Consider the following 15,790-nt stretch of genomic DNA (forward strand, 5'->3'; position numbering starts at 1 on the left):
GAAATATTTAATTTATGAAATAGCATATAAAAATTTATCTTTAATAATGTCTATTTTTTTGTTTTCATCAAAATTATGAATACAATAATCAACACCTTTATGTTCTATCGCTTGTTGAGAACAACCGCCATTACAAATTGGAAGTATACTACAATTCAAACATGGAGGGTTTTTGAATTTTGAATTCATTCTATCTTCAAATTTTTCATTCCATTCAATTACTCCGTTTTCATTCAACTGTCCCTCCTTTGATTTAGACTCAAAATCACGAGCTGTACATTTAAATACTTCACCATTATAATTTAAAGTTGCATGATTTTTTTTATCTGCATAACAAGAGTTTTTGACTGTATCTAAATTAACTCCTTTATATAAAGTATTAAATCCTTTTGATCTAAACATGTCAACAATAGATTGAATGTCTGAATTAATATCCTTTTTTTCTTGCCATACCTCATGAAAAGAAAAATTCAAATATTTTTTTTCTGCTTTTGTTATTTTTATAAAATCTTCAATAATGTTTGGCAATGTTTCAATCGTTTCTTCAGAAACATTTAACCTTACGCCTACTGAAAATTTATTTTTTAAGCATAATATTATATTCTTTACAATTTCATCGTATGAACCTTTTTCTTTTGAAATATATCTTACTTGATTATGTCTCTCCCTATGTCCATCCAATGTAATTTGAAAATGATTAACTCCTAAATCTTTGCAAGAATCAAGCATTTTCTGACTTATTAACAAACCGTTTGTAGTAAAACCTGAAGAAAACTTTATTTTTCTTTCCATCATTTTAGGATAAACATCTTCTAACAATGGTAAAACAGTTTTGTCAAAATAAAGTAGGGGTTCACCTCCAAACCAACTCAAATGAAAATATTCTAAATTTTCTTTTTCAATTAATAAATTATCTATAAACTTTGTTACAGAAAGTATTGTGTCTTGGGACATTTTTGATGCTTTGATATGCGTTTCGTAACAATACCAACATTTAAAATTGCAATTCATTGTTGGATTTATTGTTAATTGATAAGAAGATTCGTTTTCCTGATCAATTTTTTTTACCAATTTTTTTACATTATCAATTTCATCAATTTCATCGTTAATTAAAAATCCCTTTTCAACTAAATGTTCATAGAAATCTGGATGTATATTATTTAGTTCATCAAAATTTGCTTCTCGTTTTGATGCTTCTAATAATTCAAAAAGCTCGGGGTCTAAAAGTATAAATTCATTTGCGTAAGTATTGTAGCCGATTTTTTTGTCTTCATAATTAAAAAAATTATTGAATTTACTATATTTCATATATTTGGGTAATTTGTTTGAAATTGGAGAAATGATATATTTTAAAACTATTTACTGAAAGTAAATAGTTTTAAAATAAGATACTTAGGAAACTTATCCACATGTCCCTGAGTTAGTGCAAGTAGATGTATTTGCTTCGTTGCATGTTGTATTGTTGGTACAATACGAATTTGAATCTGCGGGAGCTTTACCCCCATTAATTTTGCTCATTTGAGTTGAGTTTAATGATCCAAATCCTCCAGACATTTTGCCATTTAAATTTACACTCAATGATGTCAATTTTTCTAATTTTTTATTTAATTTCATTTTTACAAAGATTTTTAATAGTACTCAATATTTTTATGTCTTCAGAGTATTTTCGGACTTTTATTGTCTAACTTTTTATCACTTGTTTGTTAGATTTAACACTTTAAGTGTAAGGAAATATTTTAAATAGACAAAAAGATTTAAATATCTCTTTGTCTATTTAGGAACCAATTTTTATTTTACAAAAAGCATCAGACTGATTAACACGAAGTAGTATTGGTACACTGGTCATTTTGACCGCCACAACCATTCGTGTTAGTGCAATATCCATTTGTATCCGAAGGCGCTTTACCTCCATTAATTTTACTCATCTGAGATGTGTTTAATGATGTAAACCCACCTGACAATTTACCATTTGAATCAATTTTCAATGATTTTAATTTATTTAATTTCATGTTTAAAATTGTTTTAAAATACAGCTCATCATAATTTACATCCTTAGAGCATTTTTGGATTTTTTATTAAAAGAATAATACTAGCAAGTCCCGTTGGTACAAACTCCATTATCAGTTTTTGTACAATCTCCAGGATTGTTGCAACTAGAATTCCCATCTGCAGGTGCTTTACCCCCTTTAATTTTGTTCATTTGAAATTCATTTAATGATGCAAAACCTCCGGATAGAGTGCCATTTTGCTCTTTTAGTTTTGGTACTTTGTTTAATTGTTTTTTCATTTTAAAGTATTAAAGATTAAAAAATATTTACCAGCAAGTAACCGTACTGGTGCGGTTTGTTGAAATTAATTGGCTCTGTTTGACTCGTTTTCGTTTCCTCTTTTGTTCTCTTTTACATTTATTTTTTTATTTCCAAATTTATAAAGGAGGGAAAATCTTAATGTTTGAACGTCGTAGTAATTATTTGATTTTAACAAGACACTATTTGAATAATTGTAAGATCTATATCTATTTGTTTTGAATACGTCGTAAAAATTTAAACTAAACTGTAAGTTTTTGCTGGAAAAAATATATTTAAAACCAATATTAGTATTAAAAGTTTCTGAAATATGATAGATATTGATGGTTTGTGGAGACTTATATGTTAATTCCAAACTCGATAAGAATGTTTTTGAATCATTTAGAAAAAATGTGTTGTTTGATGAGACATAGTAACTCAATTGTTCAACGATTTGATTATCTAACAATTCATTTGCAACTGTTTTTCTATAAAAAAGACTAGCTGAATTATTCGATTCCAACCATTTCCATCTTTTTAGTGTATAGCTTACATCTAATGAATAGCTATATACTTTAAAAAAATTAAGGAAAGTTGATTTAGAAATATTTGTAGTCGGATCTAATAGTTGAATTTGACTTTTTCCATCCTCTAAGTAACTATAAGAAAAGGACGTGTTTAGATTGTTATCATAAGTATGTGCTAATTCAACATTAGTGCTAAATTCGGGTTGAATAAATGGATTTCCTTCTGTATAGCTAAAATCACTTGTATAAGTCCTAAATGGATTTGCCATGTAGTAACTAGGTCTTCCAACTCTACGATAATAATTAAAAGAAAAAACGTTTTTTTCATTTGCAGTATAAGAAGAATAAACTGTAGGGAAAAGTTTTAAATAATTATTTGTATTAGTCTGATTCAAATTTTTTGAATAACCTTTTGTTTGAGTATTTTCTGCTCTTAATCCAATTTGAAATTCCCATTTATTTATTTTTTTTTCGGTGATAAAATATAGTGCCTGAGTATTTTCAGTATAATTAAATTCATTGCTTTGGTTTGTATCTAATACAAAATCACCAGTTGAAATGTCATAATATTTAAAATCATTGTTTGTATTGATAAATGATACCTTTGCTCCAAAAGTGTATTTTATTTTTGCATATGGTAATTCTACATCAATATTCGATGTAGAAATTTTTATATTTTGATTTCCGGTGGTGAATGCATTATAATTAGCATTATTATCATTTACAAATGAGTTAATATCAAAAGTGCGATTTGTTCCTTGATTTGTAAATAAATAATCAACGTTCGCTGTTATTGATTTCCCTAAAGTGTCTATAGTTCTTTTATAATGTGCATTATAAGAATTAAAAATTTCGTCTTTATCTCTATTTGAATCAGTTTTAGTAAAATAATCTGTTAATTGATTTTGATTGTCATAAATGTCAGTTTTATCAATTTCATTATTTGACGGCTTATTTAATGAACCAAGGTACAAAACACCATATTCATTTTTATCATTTTGCTTATAGTCAAATCCAATTCTTCCCGATAAGATTTTAGTATATTCTCTTCTTAAATTATTCTCATCCCATAATTGTGCAGGATAATGATACTTTTTATTTTCTGTTACCTTATAAGAACCATTTTTGTAATTTATCGCCGAATAGATACTCAACTTATTTATTTGTGAAGTTATATTTCCTCCAATAGAACCAGTAGCATATGTTTTTTGTTCATATGATGAATTAATACTTGCTCTAAATAGATCATCTTTATTTACCTTCTTTAGTTTAATATTAACAATACCTCCATTTCCTCCAGCATCATATTTGGCAGGAGGTGCTTTAATTACTTCAATACTTTTAATATTATCGGACTGGATTGTTTTTAAAAAATTCATCAAATCATCACCAGAAAGTTGCACTAATCGGTCGTCTATCATCACAGCCATACTGCCTTTGCCAATCATAGCGATTTCATCATTTTCAACTTGTAGTCCAGGTGTAAGTCTTAACGCATCAATAGCATCACCTCCAGTGACTGAAACACTATTTTCTACATTGAAAATTAGCCTATCTACTTTCCTTTCTATTATTTTATTTTTTGAAGTTATTACAACTTCTAAGAGTTTTTGTTCATTTTCATTAACTCTGATAATTCCTAGATCAATATTTTGAATTATGTTTATTGGTTGTTTATATATAAACTTACCCATTTGTTTTATTAATAATAGATATTCTCCTTTCTCAGTAGCTATTATAAATTTACCATCTGAGTTTGTTAATTCACTTTTTACTATTATAGAATCTTTGTTTTTTAATTGTATTTCAATTAATTCAATAGATTTATTGTTTTTATCTTTAATCTGTCCGTTTATATTTACTTGAGAAAACAATGCTATTGGGGATAATACTGTAACTATTAATATTAAAATTTTTCTATTCATTTTTTTTGTTAAAATCTTTATGTTGGCACTCTCTGTTTTATGATTATTAATTTTTATTTTCTTTATAAAAATTGAAATTTCATGCTATTTTGTTAAAAAAAAAATAAAAATAGGTCATTATTCTCAATTTCAATCACCTAAATTCTTTTTTTTTCTTGTTAAATTTTAGTTAATAAATTTAATTTTCTGACTATCAAATGTTTTGATGAAAATTGTAGGGTAATTAATATCTCTATACACCTTTTTATCTGTACAAAAATGAAATTAGAATGTTTTAAATAGTCGTGGGGAGTGTCTCAAAAATAATTATTAAACAATTATTGGTTAATAAGTTTTTAGAACTTCAAAGATATTTTCTTATCTTTCATAGAAATATTATTTATGGAATCATTTTAAAAAAAGATAATGATAACTTCAAAATGTAATTATTTCTTCGCAAAAATTTCGTAGAAATGTGAACTCACACAAAGTGGATCAATTGTCAGTAATAACCTAAACCATTGTAAAAACACTTCTAATACTTGCACTCAAAGATCAAAACGATTTGCCTAATACTATAAGCAAGCAGTTTTTAATTTTTTCTTACAGGATTAACTTGAAAACATACAAATTTCATTAAATCTTGCATAAAATTGTTTATAAATTGTCCAGAGTATGGGTAGCCTTAAAATATAAATAAACAACCTTTTTCTATCAAATATATTTTAAACATTGTTTCTACCACTAGCTAATGCGTTCTTATTACCAAACAGATTAGCAGAAAGCTGTCATTATATTAAAAAATGAATAAAATTTATTTGTTGTTATTTCGTGTTACTTGTGCAGATTTTATACCTCATTTGTACCTCAAATCTGAAATATTTGTAAATACTGGGCTGTTTAATTTCTGGGTCGCAAATTCTAAACACTACAAAGATTAGCTATTTTCTACACAGAATTTCTTGTGTGATTCTTTCTTTGTCAGGGAAACAAGATTGTACCAACAAAAAAATGCGGCCATAAAGGCCGCATTTTCAACTTACTAACTAATCAAAATAAACCATTAAAAAAATAATTTATTGTATTTTTAGAATATATATCTCTTGAATGCTTCTATAGCCGAATAATCTGCTAATCCTAAAGCATGGTATTTTTCTGCTGTTAATCTATTCCTGTCTTCTACCCTTACCCAGAATTCCCTACTGTCATCTCCCTGAAACATCACTCCGTCTTTTTGGGATTGGTGATAAAAAATAGCATGACGCTTTTTAAGAACCTGATCAGGACTCATTGGCACCGCCATTTCGATTTGATAAGATTCCCATTCATGCCAGGCGCCTCTATATAACCAGACCCAGCAATCATCCATAAAACTTTTGTGCTTTACTCTTTTTAAAGCCTCAAACAAACTATCTAAACAAACTTTATGGGTTCCATGCGGATCTGCTAAATCGCCTGCCGCGTAAATTTGATGTGGTTTTATTCTTTCGATAATATCACACATAATTTGTATATCAGCTTCTCCCAGGTTATTTTTCTTAACTGTACCTGTTTCATAAAATGGCAAATCTAAAAAGTGAACACTTGAATCCTGCAAACCTAAATATCTGGTAGCAGCCAAAGATTCACTTCTTCTAATTAACCCTTTTAATTTTCTAACTTCTAATGAATCAATATCATTGGCTTTTTTATTCTTTAAAAAATTGATGATATTTTCAGACTCGCTGGAATTTTCATTTAATGCCATCGAAATTTCAGCAAATTTTAAAGCTTCTTCATTAGAAACGGCAATATTTCCGGATGTCTGATAAGCAATATGAACATCATGTCCCTGCTCTACAAGTCGGTCAAAAGTTCCTCCCATCGAAATAACATCATCATCAGGATGCGGACTAAAAATGATAATTCTCTTTTTTTCAGGAGTGGCACGTTCCGGTCTGTAAGTATCATCTGCATTTGGTTTTCCTCCCGGCCAGCCCGTAATAGTCTGCTGCATTTTATTAAACATTTTAATGTTTAAGTCATAAGCAGTTCCTTCTTCTGTCAAGAGACTGGACATACCGTTATCATTATAATCTTTATCTGTAAGTTTAAGAAAAGGTTTTTTGGTCAGCTCACTTAACCAGGCAACAGCCTTAAGCTTTAATTCCTCTGTCCAGATAATTGATTTTACTAACCATGGCGTTTTTACTCTCGTTAATTCTGATGAAGCCTCGGTATCTAAAACAAATGTTGTGTTGTTATGCTGCTGTAAATAGGTTGCCGGCACTCGTGAAGAAATTTCACCTTCTATTGTTTTTTTAATGATTTCAGCTTTACTGATTCCCCATCCCAGAAGTACGATTCTTTTGGCGGTTTTTACAGTACCAATTCCCATTGTAATAGCCTTACGGGGTACATTATCAATTCCTAAAAATGAAGAGGCTGCATCAACGCGTGTCAAATGATCTAGCGTAATACTTCTTGTCCCTGAATTAACGTGAGATCCCGGCTCATTAAACCCGATATGACCTGTTCTTCCAATTCCTAAAAGCTGGAAATCTAAACCACCGTATGATTTAATTTTCATTTCATAATCAATACAATATTGCTGTAAATCTTCATTACTTATATTTCCGTTTGGAATATTAACATTCTCCGGAAGAATATCAACATGATTAAAGAGATGTTCATGCATGAAATAGTAGTAACTCTGAATATTATTTTTATCCATTGGATAATATTCATCTAAATTAAAGGTTACCACATTGGCAAAACTTAAACCTTCTTCTTTATGCAGTCTTACTAGTTCTTCATAAACTTTTACTGGCGAAGACCCAGTTGCTAATCCTAAAACGCAAGGTTCATTTAATTCTTCTTTTCTCTGAATTATGTTTGCTATTTCTTGTGCAACTAATACAGAAGCTTCCTGAGATGATTCGAAAATTACGTTATGAATCTTCTCAAAACGTGTTTCTTCAAATTTTCCAGCTTCTTTAAAATTTATACCTTCTTTAATCATTTGCCTGTTTCCTTTAATTAATAGTATAAAATTAAGAATTAGTCTAGCTATAAAATTAAAAATTCGACTAATAACCTGTTAACTTCGGCAAAAGACATAATTAGAAACTTAAAAAAAATCAGAGACCAATTTAAGATTCGTTTATTTACTTTTCTATCACATTTATTTCGCCAATAGAAAATGTCTGAGCTTTTCCTTCAGCTGATTTAGCAACAAAGCGTAAGTATCTTGCTTTAGTTTCAGTAAATGTTTTTACTTGTTCTATAGGGTTATTTTGAATGTTTGAAAATTCACCCTGAGATTGTGCCGTCCATTTTATGTTATCTAAACTTGTGTAAAATTCATATTTAGATATTAAATTAAGGTTGTTACCTACTTGTTGCGGAACATAAGTAAAACCATTTATTTTTAGAATGCCTCCCATATCAATTACTACTTCCTGCGAAAGGGTATTGCTGTCGTTTCCAAAACTCCAGTCTGTACCCGGATTTCCGTCTATAATTCTATTTACCAAATTCAAATCTCCGCTTGAAGCGGTAACAATTTTCCATTTTTCTTTAGAAATCCCATACTTTGCTGTTGCAGCTGCACTGCTGCTATTTTCATTTTTATTGATTGCTATGGCTTTTATCTGAACTGCTTTATTATATTTAAAAACGCCTTTATATAATGTACTTTTTACAGATGGCGTACTACCATTAACAGTATAATAAATACTATTTCCTTCTTCAGATTTTATAGTGACATTTCCATTTTTATCCCGCTGAATTTCCGGTGCCTTTACAAAAGTTGGTGCATTATATGCCTCAATATTCGAGATAACAATACTTGCTTTTGCATCAGTAATATTTATTTTAAGTGCTGAAACCATAACCCGGTCTATTCTTAAAATTCTTTTATATCCAATTGTAGTTTCATCGGTAATAGTTTTCCATTGTCCGTCAATTTTAGCCTCTACCGTAAAAGCTTTGACGCGTTGTCCTAATTTTATATATTCCTGAAGCAGAATCCGATTGATCGCTGTAGGTTTTTCAAAATCAAACACAATCGAAGCTGTTTTTACATTATCATCTGTAGCCCAATAAGTATCTTTATTTCCGTCAATTACACTTTTGGCTGCAAATTCATTACTGTTACCTCTGTTATTATCTGCTGTTACTTTGGTTGATGCTAATAATTCGGTTTTAAAATCTTCTCTTATAGTAGCAACCAGTTCTTTTAGTCTGGCTTCGTCATTTTCATGAACCAATCCCCTTCTGTCTACAGGAAGATTAAGCAGTAAATTGGCATTACGTCCAATTGACTCATAATAAATATCGACCATTTCATCAAGTGAGCGAACTTTATCATCTTCAACTGCATGATAAAACCATCCTGGCCTAATGGATACATCTGCTTCGCCGGGAACCCATTTTTCTCCATCTTCATGCCCGGACATGAACTCCGTATAATGTACTTTTCCTGCCAACTCATCTTTTTGACGTAAAAGACTCCAATTTGTTTTTCCGGCACGGCCTTCTTCATTCCCAATCCATCTGGCTTCTGAAGGCCCAACTCCCCATACCAAAGTTTTTGGCGCCGTTTTATAAATTAATTTATAGGTTTCATCCCAATTATAATAGTCAAGGGTGTTTATTTTTCGGGTTTCATTGGCTCCGCCATAATAACCATCACCACCATTGGCACCATCAAACCACATTTCGAAGACATCTCCATAATTAGTAAGCAATTCCTTCAGCTGATTTCTGAAATACGTAATATATTCCGGTTTGCCGTATTCAGCATGATTTCTATCCCAAGGAGAAAGATACAGTCCTAATTTTAAATCGTACTCTTTGCAAGCTGCAGCTAATTCTTTAACCAAATCCCCTTTGCCTTTTTTCCATGGAGAGTTTTTTACAGACCGTTCTGTATAAGCTGATGGCCATAAACAAAACCCGTCATGGTGTTTTGCTACTAATATAATTCCTTTCATACCAGCTTCCTTAGCAATCCGGGCCCATTGACGAACATCAAGATTAGTCGGATTAAACAGCTCTGGGGACTCATCACCATAGCCCCACTCTTTATTTGTAAATGTATTTAATGAGAAGTGCACAAAAGCATAAAACTCCATTTCATGCCAATCAACTTGTTTTTGTGTTGGCAATGGCCCAAATGGCTCAGGAGATTTTAACAATTCCTGAGAACAAATTGGTGTTATTATTAAAAAAAAACTAAGCAATAAAAAAATATTTTTCATCAGGGCTTTAATTAATATTTTGTTAGTAAGGCAATTAAATAACCATTGGGTGTAATTATTAAAAACGTCAGTTCGAGTGTTTTTTGTGCAGAGAAGCGGAACAAAAAATGTATCGAGAACCTTTTTTAATAATAATTTTTCTGTTCTCGATACAATCCCGTTAAAAAGCGGATCACTTGAACTGACAAAAAATTATCATCAAAAACTAATTATACCCATCAGGTTAAAAAGATAAATTTAAAGTAAATCAATATTCTATTTCACACTATTTCGACCAACAACGTTTTTAAAAGAGTATTGGGTGATTGTAAAGTTCCGGAAAAATATTTTGGAGAAAATTTAAATCGTAATACTCTAATTTATTTTTTCGGCAATAAAAATTTACATCCAATTGAGACATGGAATTAAAAACAATCTGATATAAAAGCCTCTCGATCGAATCACTTGTGAGTTTTATGACACAAAAATTCTAATAGTTTTGCCACAAATTACACGAATTAGCACTAATTAATTTTTCATTTGTTTTTGTCATTACAACACACCTCTTTTTAGTACATTTATACGAATCTTTATAAAGATAAAAATAAATCATTTTAAAAATGAACATAACACTTGATGAAAATTATGAGTATGAAGAAAACCGTTCTTTCTATAATAATTGTTGTATTTAACTTTGTCACAAGTTTTGGACAAAATTCTGGCAACCAATGGCTTAATCAAAATTATGCCAATGATGACAAAGAGTATCATAACCTTGACATCTATTTGCCTAAGGCAGAGAAACCTGAATATAAGGCAATAATTGTAATATATGGCAGTGCATGGTATGGTAATAATATGAAACAAACCGCATTCGAAACAATAGGAAAACATTTACTATATAGTGGTTTTGCGGTAATTGTTATCAATCACAGGGCAAGTTCCGATGCTGCTTATCCTGCTCAAATAAATGATGTTAAGGCTGCGGTACGATTTGTAAGAGCAAATGCATCCAAATACCAAATTGATCCTTCATTCATAGGTATTACAGGTTATTCTTCCGGAGGCCATCTTTCATCACTTGCAGGAGCATCAAACTCTGTTAAAGAATTTACAGTAGGTAAAAAGACGGTCGATATTGAAGGCAATATAGGAAATTACACCTCCGTTAGCAGTTCTGTGAATGCTGTAGTCGATTGGTTTGGTCCTATCGACATGACTCTCATGAATGAATGCAAAAGTACCAAAGATGGTAACTCTCCTGAGGCCGCTCTTATTAAAGGAAACCCGGCAGACAACCTAGACATGCTAGCTCTTCTTAATCCTATCACTTTCATTGACAAAACAGACCCTCAATTTATAGTAATCCATGGGGAGGCTGACAATGTTGTATCATATTGTCAAAGTGAAATTTTCTCCAAAGCATTGAAAGAAAAAGGATTATTGACTGAATTTATTTCTGTCCCTGAAGGTCAACATGGACCGGTTACATTTAATGAACATACTTTTAAAAAGATGACCGATTTCTTCTTGAAAGAAGCTGAAAAAAAATAATATTTGTGCATTCTGGATATTCCCGTTTGTAAATGATTAAAAAATCAGTTGAAAACTTCTTAGAAACTAAAATCATTAAATAGTTTAAATCGGAACATTACAAAATTCTATTCTTATTTACACTATTAACCACTCAACCTTTTTTCGATAACTTAAAATTTATTTACATTTTATTTTCTCAAAAATAGTTTTTAATTGACTATGACAATACCCCTATTTAAAATCTTCTTTTACAACCGCATCAATAAGTTTTGGATAATCTGCAAAAGCTACTTTTGACATTCTTTTCTAATCAGTGAATCTGTTATTTATTCCTATCACAAAACCGTTTGATGCTGAAGTAGCATAACCAAAAACTAATTCTTTACTATTTTTTCATAAAAAGCTCTCCTTATGTTTATTGAGTTTAACGGTTCGCATTTGTGATGATTCTTAACTTAAAGAAAAATTTGAAAAGTATGTGAGTTTCATCATGTAGGTGTTAAAGAGGCTCGCATTAGAATCATTGCTAAAATTACATTTTATTTTCATGACCTGGTTTGATACATTATCGACATCCCTAAAGCCTACCTGACTATTATCTCAAAACATTAAAAAACAAACTCGAGCGTTGTATAAAAAGTTCTGGTATCAGACGGAATGATTCCGGGGCCAGGATATCCTGTTGCTCTTCTTGTAAAATAACTGTTGTTTGTAAAATTGGTGATTCCTGCTTCCAGCTTCCATTTTTTCCATTTGTAGGAGGTTGAAAAATCAGCTACGTAATAGGCCGGAATTTGACCAAAAATACCATACGTGTTGTCATTTACATCAGTTTTGCTATTGTTTGCTTCTGTAAATTGAGAAGATACATAGGTAAATTGGACACTCGAAATAAAATTTTTATACCCAATTCCTGTTCCGGTTTTTACGTTATAAAGCGGAACAAATTCTACTTTATTACCCTCAATATTTGGTGCGTCTGATTTTAGGTATTTCGAATCTGTGATTGCAATATTAGAAAACACATTCCAAACAAAGTTGTCATTCCTATTAAAAAATGTCCTGCTCAAACTCCAATCGAACATTGTTTCAAACCCATAAGTAACAGCAGTTCCTATATTATCCCTGAATCTAACAATTGCCGCTGAACCATTGGGGTTTCTAGTTTCATATTCACCTATTTTGTCATCATAATACAATCCGTATATACTGGCATCAAAATTTACTTTATCTCCTAATTGCCCACGTATTCCAATATCTGATGTATAGCCTTTTTCATCTGTAATATCTTCATCAATCACTTGACTTGGGCTTACAGTTCGAATATCATTGAATGTTACCGAACGATAATTTTGTGAAATATTTCCATAAAACTCTATTTTATTCAATGGTTTATAACTTAATCCTATACCTAATAAAACAAAATTTCTATCTTTTATATTATTCTCAAAGTTGGTCTCATCTAAAATTACATTTCCTGCCAAATCAAGATTTATTTTTTGGTAAGAACCTTCTGCCTGTGTTTTTATTTTTTCCAATCGAAAACCTGGGGTTATTGAAAAGTCAGATGTTATCTTAAATATGTTTTCTCCAAAAACCGATACATTCAAGTTTGGATAGGTGTAATTGGATTGATTTTGATAAAAAGGAAATTCTGTATCAGCTACATTAAAATTGGCATCACTACCTGAACTTCCGGGGCCTTGAATTCCCGTATTTCGTGATTGATAATATTTAGCACCTATCAAATAAGCACTAGTGTTCTCTTTTATTTTATAGCGCTGCAAATACCTCACTTCTGCTCCCCAATTGACAAACTCACCTATTATCAAATCTCTTTCTGTTTCCAATATATCAGGATTTGAAACTCGATTAGAACGATAACCAACTGCTTTCCGGCTTGCATCTAAGCCAAATAATTGCAATGAAAAATCAGCGTTAGCATTGAACTTATGTTTTAATCGCACTGCAAATAAATTCCAATCAACTGCAAACCAGTTTCGTGTTCTATTACTTTGAGTTGGGTCTTCGTTAAACATCACATCTGTCAATCCGCCAGCTTGTTGAGCCAAATAATTAAAATAGGTGTAATCAAAATGTAGTGAAGTTTTATCTGTAAACTGATAATTTAAATTCCCAAAATAGTTTTTGCTCTCGAATTCAGAATTGGGTCTAAAACCATTCCCCTGCTTGTAATTGTAAAAGGTATAGTAACTGAATTTGTCTTTTGTTCCGCTTAATGAAGTAAAATTGGTAAACAATCCATAAGAGCCAAAAGTGTTTCTTGTTGTGAATTCGAATGCTTTTTTGCTGGGCGTCTTGGTTTTGAAATTCACCAGCCCGCCAAATTGAGTCCCATATTGTAATGATGCTGCACCTCGAACTACTTGTATTTCTTCTAATGCTTCGGTGGGTGTTGCATAATAGCTTTCGGGATAGCCCAAAACATCAGCACTGATGTCATAACCGTTTTGGCGTGTGTTAAAATTGGAAGTCCGGTTTGGATCTAATCCACGCCCGCCTATACTTAATTGCAAACCGCCATCGGAACTTTCATTGATTGTTAATCCTACAACTTGAGCAAATATCTGGCGTGCATTATTGGTTGCTTTATTCGCTGTCAGTTTATCCAATAAGATTACTTCTGTTTTCTTACCTGCATAAATGGCCGTTTCATCAATATCTTTTAATTTATTGACAGCAAATATTTTTTCTTTTTGTTTATTGATAACTACTTCCGAAAGGTTTGTGATTTTATCCAGAATAATGGTAATATTTTTATCAGATGTTGAAATTATTTTTTCTAAAACTGAATAGTTTTCTTTGTAAAAAACAAGTTCAAAATCACCAGACTTGTCTAACTCTATTGAAAATTCCCCTTTAGAGTTGGACAAATATTTAGTTCCCGAAGTTTTATTATATATTTCAACAGAAGTCAATCTTCTGCCATTCTCAGCTGTAATTATACCTGCAATTTTTGTTTGGGAAATAGCATTAGACGAGACAAACAGTAAAGTTGAATAAATGAACAGCTTGTATAATAAATTAGAGAATTGAATCTTTTGCTTGCTTTTTGAGATCTTCATTTTTGTATTCTATTTGGAAAAGGAATTATTTTTAATACTAAATATCCCAACTCTGAAAATGGATTCAAATGTTGGGATATTTATCTTTATATAGAAAAATAATTGGTATTAATCGCCATCGCTATCTACATAGTCTATAGTGATACTTAATGCTTGCATCATATCTAGTTTTGTATAGATTACATTTTGCTGTAAAGCATCATAAGTGGCAATCATTTTTGAGTTATCAGCATTTACTTGTTGTGAAAAACTATTATTAAGTACACTATTTGCGTTAAAAATAGCAGTAAATTGATTATTTATGACATCGCTTAATTTTTGATTGTTTTTTGTTGTATTCTTAATGTCTAAATAAGATTTTAGTCCTTCCCCAGTTGTTGTGCTATTGAAATGTTTTCCGTTAAAAAAATCCTGTGATGCCTTAATTGATATATTCAGCAGCTCTTTAGAAATGTCATTTTTGTAATAGCCTTCCACTTTTTCCGGATATTTAACACCCCCGGAAAAAACTCCTGCAGGAATTCCTATTTTACCGGTGCGAATGTCCTTCTCAAAACTTTTTACAAACAGATTTATTGTTTTGTTTACAGAACTGCTTATCGAAGTTCCGTCGTTGGCCACATAACTATTTCTAAAACCTGAATTCCAATCTGTCACAATGGCATCGATATTTGTTTTTAATTTGCCCGCAACATCTTTTAAATACTGCTTATAATTGGCAGCATTCGCATTTGTAGTATAAAATTCAACAATCAAAGCATCAGTAGTTCCCAAACCATTTATCAAATAATCCAGAGCTGGAAAACCTTGCTTGTCAAGTTGTGAAAGCAGTGACAGATTGTAACTTCCTGATGAAATATTTGATTCGATACCAACTGTATTTGTTGGGTAGGTATTGGAAGCCACATTAAAGTTGATTTCCTCTGCTTTTCCCATATTATACATCGCTACATATTGGTATGCCTTGTAGGCTTCAAACCAGGAAGTCCTAACCGTTTGAAGATTTGCTTCAGTTGGAACTGCAACAAAAGCATTTGTGCCAGTTACCAATATCTGAACCTTTGCTTGATAATTTATATAACCTGGAACAATGATATTATCAGCCCAGTTGGTTAAAAGTGCTGTTCTCTCATTACCTTCACTACTAGGGTCTCCGCCATTAGACGAACAAGCAACAATTAGTGCTATAAAACTTAAAATCAATAGGGTCTTTTTCATTTCTTAAAAAAT

At 31.0% G+C, this 15,790-nt stretch carries 10 protein-coding genes; 1 reads left to right on the forward strand and 9 read right to left on the reverse strand.

Annotation, left to right across the window (positions count from 1 at the left end; genetic code table 11):
• Positions 1-12: 12 nt before the first annotated feature.
• The 7 genes from J2W48_RS18540 to J2W48_RS18570 all read right to left on the reverse strand — a co-directional run bounded on the left by J2W48_RS18540 (position 13) and on the right by J2W48_RS18570 (position 9,959).
• The gene (locus tag J2W48_RS18540) at positions 13-1,308 is read right to left on the reverse strand and encodes a radical SAM/SPASM domain-containing protein (RefSeq protein WP_310283231.1); all 1,296 of its coding nucleotides are present in this window, start codon (positions 1,306-1,308) and stop codon (positions 13-15) included.
• Positions 1,309-1,401: 93 nt separating this feature from the next.
• A complete protein-coding gene (locus tag J2W48_RS18545; protein WP_310283233.1) occupies positions 1,402-1,614 on the reverse strand; it encodes a hypothetical protein in 213 nt (70 codons plus the stop codon).
• A 200-nt stretch (positions 1,615-1,814) separates the two neighbouring features.
• On the reverse strand, positions 1,815-2,009 hold the full coding sequence (locus J2W48_RS18550; RefSeq protein WP_310283235.1) for a hypothetical protein: 195 nt from the start codon (positions 2,007-2,009) through the stop codon (positions 1,815-1,817).
• An 80-nt stretch (positions 2,010-2,089) separates the two neighbouring features.
• The gene (locus J2W48_RS18555; protein ID WP_310283237.1) at positions 2,090-2,287 is read right to left on the reverse strand and encodes a hypothetical protein; all 198 of its coding nucleotides are present in this window, start codon (positions 2,285-2,287) and stop codon (positions 2,090-2,092) included.
• Between the two features lie 65 nt (positions 2,288-2,352).
• Positions 2,353-4,737, reverse strand: a complete 2,385-nt coding sequence (locus J2W48_RS18560; protein ID WP_310283239.1) for a TonB-dependent receptor domain-containing protein — start codon at positions 4,735-4,737, stop codon at positions 2,353-2,355.
• A 1,066-nt stretch (positions 4,738-5,803) separates the two neighbouring features.
• Positions 5,804-7,717, reverse strand: a complete 1,914-nt coding sequence (gene nagB, locus J2W48_RS18565; RefSeq protein WP_310283240.1) for a glucosamine-6-phosphate deaminase — start codon at positions 7,715-7,717, stop codon at positions 5,804-5,806.
• 145 nt (positions 7,718-7,862) lie between these two features.
• Positions 7,863-9,959: an alpha-L-fucosidase gene (locus J2W48_RS18570; protein WP_310283242.1), complete on the reverse strand. Its 2,097-nt coding sequence runs from the start codon at positions 9,957-9,959 to the stop codon at positions 7,863-7,865.
• 630 nt (positions 9,960-10,589) lie between these two features.
• Here J2W48_RS18570 and J2W48_RS18575 point away from each other — a divergent pair.
• Positions 10,590-11,492 carry an alpha/beta hydrolase gene (locus tag J2W48_RS18575; protein WP_310283243.1) on the forward strand — a complete coding sequence of 301 codons (903 nt, stop codon included), beginning with the start codon at positions 10,590-10,592 and terminating at the stop codon, positions 11,490-11,492.
• 590 nt (positions 11,493-12,082) lie between these two features.
• On the opposite strand, the gene J2W48_RS18580 is transcribed toward J2W48_RS18575, so the two are convergent.
• Positions 12,083-14,560, reverse strand: a complete 2,478-nt coding sequence (locus tag J2W48_RS18580) for a TonB-dependent receptor domain-containing protein (RefSeq protein WP_310283244.1) — start codon at positions 14,558-14,560, stop codon at positions 12,083-12,085.
• 108 nt (positions 14,561-14,668) lie between these two features.
• Entirely contained in the window at positions 14,669-15,778 is a 1,110-nt protein-coding gene (locus tag J2W48_RS18585) for an imelysin family protein (RefSeq protein ID WP_310283245.1), read from the reverse strand.
• Positions 15,779-15,790 lie beyond the last annotated feature (12 nt).

Origin of the sequence: Flavobacterium piscis (assembly GCF_031457575.1) — a bacterium.
Taxonomy (GTDB): domain Bacteria; phylum Bacteroidota; class Bacteroidia; order Flavobacteriales; family Flavobacteriaceae; genus Flavobacterium; species Flavobacterium piscis_A.

Excerpts from the sequence above, each read along its gene's own strand:
- J2W48_RS18545 (WP_310283233.1), bottom strand. The coding sequence starts at position 1,614 with ATGAAATTAAATAAAAAATTAGAAAAATTGACATCATTGAGTGTAAAT.
- nagB (WP_310283240.1), bottom strand. The coding sequence starts at position 7,717 with ATGATTAAAGAAGGTATAAATTTTAAAGAAGCTGGAAAATTTGAAGAA.
- J2W48_RS18585 (WP_310283245.1), bottom strand. The coding sequence starts at position 15,778 with ATGAAAAAGACCCTATTGATTTTAAGTTTTATAGCACTAATTGTTGCT.
- J2W48_RS18540 (WP_310283231.1), bottom strand. The coding sequence starts at position 1,308 with ATGAAATATAGTAAATTCAATAATTTTTTTAATTATGAAGACAAAAAA.
- J2W48_RS18555 (WP_310283237.1), bottom strand. The coding sequence starts at position 2,287 with ATGAAAAAACAATTAAACAAAGTACCAAAACTAAAAGAGCAAAATGGC.
- J2W48_RS18550 (WP_310283235.1), bottom strand. The coding sequence starts at position 2,009 with ATGAAATTAAATAAATTAAAATCATTGAAAATTGATTCAAATGGTAAA.
- J2W48_RS18560 (WP_310283239.1), bottom strand. The coding sequence starts at position 4,737 with ATGAATAGAAAAATTTTAATATTAATAGTTACAGTATTATCCCCAATA.
- J2W48_RS18575 (WP_310283243.1), top strand. The coding sequence starts at position 10,590 with ATGAAGAAAACCGTTCTTTCTATAATAATTGTTGTATTTAACTTTGTC.
- J2W48_RS18580 (WP_310283244.1), bottom strand. The coding sequence starts at position 14,560 with ATGAAGATCTCAAAAAGCAAGCAAAAGATTCAATTCTCTAATTTATTA.
- J2W48_RS18570 (WP_310283242.1), bottom strand. The coding sequence starts at position 9,959 with ATGAAAAATATTTTTTTATTGCTTAGTTTTTTTTTAATAATAACACCA.